4 protein-coding genes are annotated in these 8,143 nt (G+C 37.3%); all 4 read right to left on the reverse strand.

Annotation, left to right across the window (positions count from 1 at the left end):
• Positions 1-74: 74 nt before the first annotated feature.
• Positions 75-4,895: an OmpA family protein gene (locus KCG35_RS16445; RefSeq protein WP_215820886.1), complete on the reverse strand. Its 4,821-nt coding sequence runs from the start codon at positions 4,893-4,895 to the stop codon at positions 75-77.
• 53 nt (positions 4,896-4,948) lie between these two features.
• Entirely contained in the window at positions 4,949-5,977 is a 1,029-nt protein-coding gene (locus KCG35_RS16450; RefSeq protein WP_215820887.1) for a TolB family protein, read from the reverse strand.
• Positions 5,978-6,537: 560 nt separating this feature from the next.
• Positions 6,538-6,708, reverse strand: coding sequence for a hypothetical protein (locus KCG35_RS16455; RefSeq protein WP_215820888.1), 171 nt, complete (start codon positions 6,706-6,708; stop codon positions 6,538-6,540).
• A gap of 53 nt (positions 6,709-6,761) precedes the next feature.
• Entirely contained in the window at positions 6,762-7,793 is a 1,032-nt protein-coding gene (locus KCG35_RS16460) for a TolB family protein (RefSeq protein WP_215820889.1), read from the reverse strand.
• Positions 7,794-8,143: the final 350 nt, after the last annotated feature.

Genomic DNA, 8,143 nt, shown 5'->3' on the forward strand with positions numbered 1-8,143 from the left:
GGTATATCATATGCGCTAATGCTGTAATATGCTCACTGTGGTATGAGCTAAACCACAGTGAGTCTTGCGTCGTATTAGTTAAAATACTCTTGATACACAACCATTTTACTACAGTCTTCGGTAATCCATTTTTTGATAGCCTCTTTCTTTTCGTGCTCTGAACTTGAGTAAAATGCAACATCAAGAGGTTTATAGGTTTTTACTTCTTTATTATTTTCGAACCACTTAGCGGCCTCTTTAGTCTCGTTGATATTTTTATAAGCGGTCCACGGCGTATTTTTAAAATCGTACAATTTATCTGGGAGTGACAGTACATATGACCCTTCAATATCTTCATTGTCTAAACCACTATCACCGCTGGTCGTTATTTTGGCATTGAATCCCCAGAATATTGTACTGCTTCCCCGGCCTACGCCTGGTCTTCCTATTTTAGAGTGGTCATTTGAATAGTCCCAGTGTTTATCTGTAATACCAAAAGGTCTGAGCGCTCTCACTGCTTTACCTGTAAAATTGTGGTATTCCGGAATAATTCTTACTGCAAAAATATTTTTTCGTCTATCTGCATAAATATCATTTCCAGCAATAAGGTCGATTAAATTTAATCCCCAGCTACGGCTAATAGGATCTTCAGTGAGATCTGTGATAGACGTTAGGGCTTCACTACTGGATAAACTGTCTAATAATTCTTGAGTCAGTGAACTGGCATTTTCTTTATCCACTAAATCCCACTTGATTGTTTGTTCCCCTCGTCCTTCTCGTACAATATCGCCAATATACTCAAGCTGAACATTAAAACTGGGTCCCTTATCAGAGCTACCCGTAAACTCTGATAATGCCACTGTGGCAGGGATATTTTTCCAGTTAATGTTTTGGTTTTTGTAAGATTCCAATTTAGATTGTGCTATTTCATCACTTACTACCAAAATTACGATTTCCAGAGGTTTTTTCCAATCATACTTTATTTTAGCCATAGGGCCATAGTTTGCCCCGATAGGGTTATAATAGTGAACGCGTTCATCATTAACTGTTTTAATATAATCCTGATCAGGAAATATGTATTTTTTCATGCCATCAAGTTTAACGAGCATATGTACTTTGGGATTGTTAAATAACTCGGGATATTTTACGCCTTCTTCAGCAATCGCTAAGAAAGCAGGGTCAAGCAGTAAATGTTCATCTTTGACCTTAATGGTTTTACTGGTATCTTTGGGGTCAGGTCGTTGATACTCACGCTCAGGGTCTAACGACAACTCAAAGACAGCATTATAATTTCGTTCAATTAGGTGCATATATTCATTTTGGTGTTCATTGCCTGAGACACGAATGAGACGATGCGTACTGCCATTATTGGCCAATGTGACGGCGAAATAGTATTTCATTGACCAAGCGCCGAGGTACGTAAAAAGTCCTTTTCGACGTTCAGAAATAAACTGAGATGCCATAGGCTTAGTACCAAAGATAACTTGACTGCCATATTGGTAGGAAGGATGATAAACGACACCATAAAGCGTTCCATCACTTAGCATTTGATTAACGGCATCGGTTTTATCTTGTGGTAATAAATCATTTGCGGTGAGTTTGCGTATCCAAGTGGATTGCTTTGGACCATTCATGTTTTTCAAATCACAGCGTATACACTGAAACTCAGCCGGAATAATATAGGTAATCCCTTGTTCATCCCACGCTTTAAACTTTTGTCCTACTTCAGCTTTTAATATGACAATAATCCGTATTTGATGATAGGGGGTAATGGTTTTATGTGAACTGACGGGTTTCCAATCATCTTTGTTTTTACAAAAACGCTCTCGTGCATAGATTAAAGTGTGTTCATAGCTTTCATAATTAAGCTCAGCGTTATAATCTGTTTTAAAAGCACGCATTAACGAAATAAGGCTTTTGTTACTAATATAATGAATAGGAAATATTTCTTGGAATTGTGCTTTTATTGTTTCATCAATAGGGGCATTATAACGTGCACCTATGTAACTAGCGCCTTGAATAATATGTGTACTCTTTAAGTTTACCAAGTTGGAGAACACAGCTAGAGGTAAAGTATCAGAGTCAGAATTTGCATCTGTATTAAGCGCTAAGGGCATAGTGACTTCATAAATTCCTTTTCCTGTTTCAATGGTGTCACGGACAAAGTCTTTTTCTTCTTCGCTAAAGTCTTCTGCCGTCCATTTTTGAATAGTTTCTTCTTTTTTATAGTGTCCCAGAGAAACTCGGTCAATCAAGCCAGCCCACTCAACCCGTGTTACCCAGTATTCATCTAGCCCAATGGGTACTATAGGGTTGTAATCAGCGTACCAGCCATCTTTTAAAATATAATTTTCGATATATTCATGAATAAATAAATCATCAATGGCGGTTTGGTAGGCGGCATCACCTTGTGACTTATGTTTGCTGGCTAGACTGCTGGCTCTAAAAATTAAGCCCACCAAGCCATTAATAGCCATTGCTCGAATATGGAATTGTTGATAAAGTTTTTGGAAGTACTCATTTTGTTTACTATTATCCATTAAGCTTAAGGTCGCATTAACATAGTCTAGTTCTTGGTGACTATTAAATAGTTTTTTAGCTTCTTGGATGCCATGACCATGAACAATATTGTTGACTTCTTCAATGACTGAAAACATTGCTTTAGCGGCTTCTTTGGCAGTACGAATGCCAATGGCAAATGCCTGCACAACAGGGACAAATGACAATACGCCAGTGATCATGTCAAAAGCGGATTCTGCTGCGGCAATCAAGGCATCATCAATACCTGCTTGAGCTGCAACGGCTCGGCTACGGTGCTTCTCCAGCATATCAATTCCCTCTCGGCTGGGTGGATAGAGGAAATCAACAGGATTTTTAGGCACAACAGCAACCACACGACGGCTTTTTTCGTATTCAACTTTGCCATTGGCATCTTTAACAGGTTCGCTTTCACCTTTACCTATAATGTTAATTCGGTTTGCAGTGACATCATCAGCGATTGCCAATAGTTTATTTTTAACGGTCTTAGCGCGTTCTAATGACAAAACTTCATTGTAACGCTCTGTTCCCTTAGGGCAGGCATGGCCTTCTAATGTAATGGATAAATAAGGCAGAAACTTTAACGCATCGGCTAGCTTCTGTAAGCTTTCATCGAAGTTTGTTGAGCTTTTATCGAACGGAAAGGTAACCCTAAGATAAAGTGAACCATTTTTTTCATCTTCAGTTACCTGGGTATCATCACCCGACAGTTCCAGTTCTTTAAGCTTGTTTCGGTAATTGTCTATTTTTTCTTTGTCTTCTGTTTCTTCTACGGGTACTGCAATATGTTCATCATAGGCTTTAACAGCACCACCCATTTCATTTGTGGCATCATCTACTTTTTGATAAGAGTCACTGACCCCTTTGACATCATTGTAAAACGAGTAGGTAGATACAGCAGCATCAACAATGGTCAATGCCTTTAATGCTGGCGCCATAAATCGCTTAGGAATACGAACGGCATGAGCAAAGGTCTCATCATAGTCTTCATAACTAAGCCACCATGAGCGAGTAAAGTAATCGGTGAATTTTGTTTGCGCTGCTAAATTAATGGGCTTAGAAAGTGTGTCAATCTTTTCTATAAGGTCTTTTCCAGAAAATGCCAAGTCGATTGCAGATTGAAAATTTGGGTCATCATCAAGGAATTTAAGACCACCTAATACAACACTTCCCCACGCTTTTGGGCCATCTGCGCCAAGAATTTCTGTACCGAAATCAGTATACGTCTTTGATACATTGTAACCATGAATAACTGCTTCAAGTCCCTCTGGCCCGGGTTGTGGATCATCTACTCGAGTTTTTGGAATATCCCCCATATCAGTAGCTCTTTGAATATAGCTTGCATAAAGATTGGGAAATTGTTTTACCATGGCCTCTTCAAGGCTGAAAGGGTCGCCGTTGATTAACTCAAAGTCACCTGATGGTTTTTTGATACCAAAACGGATCTTTTCTTTAAGTATATAAAAACCATCATCAATTATTTTTTGGTTTGTAGATAATGATGATAGATATTCAGCAGCAGCCTCTGAAATGGAAATTTTTATTCTATAAAAGTCTTCTTTAAAATTAGTAGGGCAAGGTAGAATGGCTGCTGTGATTGTGTTGCTTTCAGTTGTGATAGACTGTGCAAATTTAGTTTGGATAATTATTCTATTAGTTGTTTTATCAAGTAAACTAACAGCAGAGTTTAGAAATCTTTTATTGGAAAAACTGATAATAATAGTCTTAAAGAACGGTACAAAGTAACCACGAACAGTTCTATCTTTATAGCTGTTATACCACTCTTGGTATTTTATTTCATCTTCATTTTTCTGAGCGATTTTTTCAATATCAGGCTCTCGTAACCAGACTTTAGCATTATTGCTATGCTTTGTTACAGGTATTTCAATAGATTTTAACTTTGTAGTATTGGCCTCAAATCCTCCCTCTAGCTGGTTAAATGCATTTGCCATATTTTGGGCCCAACTTTCATTGCTATCCGTTGAGTCCGTTTTCCCTCCTTCTCCATAATGAGCACTGTAAAAAAAACTTGCTGCAGATAAAGGCGGGATAAAAAACTCATCCTCTTTAAGGTGCAGGTTAACAGGATCACCCAGTCCCCACCCAGGTGAAATCTCCTTTGCATTTTGATGAGGTTCAAAGTTAGTTTCAATGTTGACAATAGCGCCTATATCATCTGTTTGAAGTAACAAAGGTTCAATGACACCTTTATACAGAGCACCTTTGTCATATTTAGTGGATGACTTTACTACCTTTGACTTTTTGGCAATCAGTATATTGGGAAGAAGAGATGCCTCACCTGACGGAATTCCTTGACTATCAACAGGAATAGAAAATAAATACGCTCTATCTTTGATAATTTTTTTAAAGCCTGCCAATTTACTACTCCTTGATAAAGAAAACTTAAAATATAATTTTACTTAATTGGTGCTTAAATAGAACGGTTGTTGTAAACAGTGAGTTTAAAGACTCTATACCAATCATTCTTAGATTTTGGCAAGAATGATAATTTAATAGTTTCATCTGTTTCAGTATTTATTTTTTCCATCCAGCGCATGCCCTGAGAAATTCTGTACCTATAAAGGAATTTACCTTTTGGTCCGATAATAGCTATGCTGGGCAATCGGAATTCATAAATAGGTTTTAAAGGATTATTGAATGTGTATATACCCATTTTATTTGAGTCATTGAATGAGATATATGTGAATTTTTGATTAGAGGGACTACCTTGAAAAAGAGTGTGTGATAGTTCTTGACCTGTTTCCCATTCCTTTAATACTTTTCCTGACTTAAAGTTATAAATTTTTAGTGATTGATTATCTCTGGCAAATACTTTGGTATCATTTTCGTATAAATACATCGGAGTACCAAAACGATGGGGATAGTCACTGAGTTTACTAGTTTTAAGGTTATATTTTTTTACAGTTTGGGCATCCATAAAATAGAGATTGTTACTGTCTTTACTCCAGTTAAAGGATGGAATACCAACTCCATCTGCAATAATAGTTTGCTTTCTAGTTTTTAAGTCAAAAATACAACGCCAATATTTTCCTTTGGAAGCTATACCCCAAGCATATGCTAAGTATCGGTTATTGGGTGATCTAACAGCAGTTGTTCCATAAGGGCCAATTTGCCCCTCGTTTCCTACACTAAGTTCTTCAAATGTTGCAACTTGTCGAAGTTCATCACCATTTAAACTCATACTCCAAATTTCGTCTTTTTCATCTGTTCTATAGGGAACACTACTCCACGCAAACTGGATACGAGGTTCTTTGTAAAGACTGCTATCGTTGATATCTTCCTGAATGACCTTTAACTCAGGAGCTTTTGGTTGTGCTTGAGCAGAGGTAGGATCAGATTTTACTGTATCCTTGGTTTGTCCAGATTGTTGATCGTTACTTTGTTCACAACCGGTTATCAACACAAGGCTGAATAGGGCAATAAAAATGGATTTTGGCATAAAGTCGCTTCCCCTGGATTAGTCTCTCTAAATGATAGCAAAAACAGTCGTTTAGGATTTTTAACTGTGCCTCAATGTAATATGACTCTAAGTGGAATAAAGCAATGCTCTGTGTGTATTTTGTTTTTGATTTATGCTCAGATAGTCAAACTGTAATGTTATGTAACTGATTGTTGGCTTGTTTCAAACACACATACACAAAAGGTAGAAGGTATTGTCAGGAAGCACGATGGTGAATGACAGTATGGTAGGTTGTTTATGGAGCTGATGCGAGGGACGCATCATGAGTGCCAGAGGCCAAGGATGGCCTTTTGGCACGGGTGGAATAAATGAGCTACCTTACTGTTGATACACTGAATTGGACCAATCAATGACAGGCCTTGTTTGTTGTGTAGCGACTTGCATTAATGGCTTCAAATAAAGTATTACATATAACTTTTTTTGTGAGTGATGGCATTGCTCTGACTTAACTGCACGGAACAACATAAATAATATTCAACGCGCCGTGAATCCATCCCTGGAGGCTCAATTGCAGCATCCATGCTGCAAATGGTTTCATATTATTTATCTTGTCCGTGCTCATACATAGTGGAAGATTTTACCACTTTAGATTTTTTGGCGATTAATCTATTGGGAAGGAGTGATGCTTTACCTGATGGAGTTCCTTGGTTATCAATGGGAATAGAAAATAAATACGCTCTATCTTTACTAACTCTTTTAAATCCTGCCAACTTACTACTCCTTGGTGAAAGAAACTCAAAATGTAATTTTACTTAAATATTACTTAAATAGAACGTTTATTATTGTAAGTAGTGAGGTTAAAGATTCTATACCTTTTTTTTCCTGATTTTGGCAGGAGCGATAGCTTAATGGTTTTATCTGTTTCAGTATCAATTTTTTCCATCCAACTTATGCCCTGAGCAATATTATACATATAAATGAATTTACCTTTTGGTCCAATAAGGCTAATACTAGGCCTTTGGAACTCAAAAATTGGTTTTAGTGGACTGTTAAACGAGTAAAGACCTTTTTTGCTTGTGTTGTCGGAAGAGAGATAGGTAAACTTTTTGGTTGGTGGACTTCCTTGAAAATAGGTGTGTGATAGTCCTTGACCTGTATCCCAGGCCTTTAATACTTTTCCTGACTTGAAATCATATATTTTAAGGGATTGATTATCTCTGGCAAATACCTTTGTATCATTTTCATATAAGTAAATCGGAGTACCGAAATGATGGGGATAGTCACTGAGCTTATTCGTTTTGAGATTGTATTTTTTTACAGTTTGGGCATCCATAAAATAGAGAAAGTTACTATCTTGACTCCAATTAAATGAAGGAATACCAACACCATCTGCAATTACGGTTTGTTTTCTTGTTTTTAGGTCAAAAATACAACGCCAATATTTTCCTTTTGTCGCAACAAACCATGTATAGGCTAAATAACGGTTATTAGGTGAACGAACGATTGTTGTAGAAGGTGAACCTAGTTGGCCATTACCTCCTACACTAAGCTCTTCAAATGTTGCAACTTGGCGTAGTTCATCACCATTTAAACTCATGCTCCAGACTTCATCTTTGCCGTCTTCTCGGTTAGGAGGAGCATCCCATATAAATTGGATACGAGGCTCTTTGTAAAGGCTGCTATCGCTGATATCTTCCTTTATGACCTTTAACTCAGGAGCTTGTGGAGTTGCTTGAGCAGAGCTAGGTTCAGATTTTACTGTATCCTTGGTTTGTACTGGTTGTTGATCGTTACTTTGTTCACAACCTGTTATCAGAACAAGGCTGAATAGGGCAATAAAAATGGATTTTGACATAAGATCGCTTCAATTGGATTAATCTCTCTAAATGGTAGCAAAAACAGTCGTTTAGGATTTTTAACTGTGCCTCAATGTAATATGACTCTGAGTGGAATAAAGCAATACATTGTGTGTGTTTTGTTTTTGATTAATGTTCAGGTAGTCAAACTGTAATGTTATGTAGCGGATTGTTTACTTAGTTTATTTCACGCTTTTAAAAGGGTGAAAGTGTTGTTAAAAAGTTTGATGGTGAATGACAGTAAGGTAGATTGTTTATGGTGCTGATGCGAGGGACGGATCATAAAAAAGATGACCATTTTGCTCGGGTGAAATAAATGTGCTGTAGAATTATTTTGATTATAAAAGTA

Source organism: Zooshikella harenae (assembly GCF_018837975.1).
Lineage (GTDB): Bacteria > Pseudomonadota > Gammaproteobacteria > Pseudomonadales > Zooshikellaceae > Zooshikella > Zooshikella harenae.

What these genes read in the sequence shown, in the direction of transcription:
- KCG35_RS16450 (WP_215820887.1), bottom strand. Translation starts at nt 5,977, where the DNA reads ATGCCAAAATCCATTTTTATTGCCCTATTCAGCCTTGTGTTGATAACC.
- KCG35_RS16460 (WP_215820889.1), bottom strand. Translation starts at nt 7,793, where the DNA reads ATGTCAAAATCCATTTTTATTGCCCTATTCAGCCTTGTTCTGATAACA.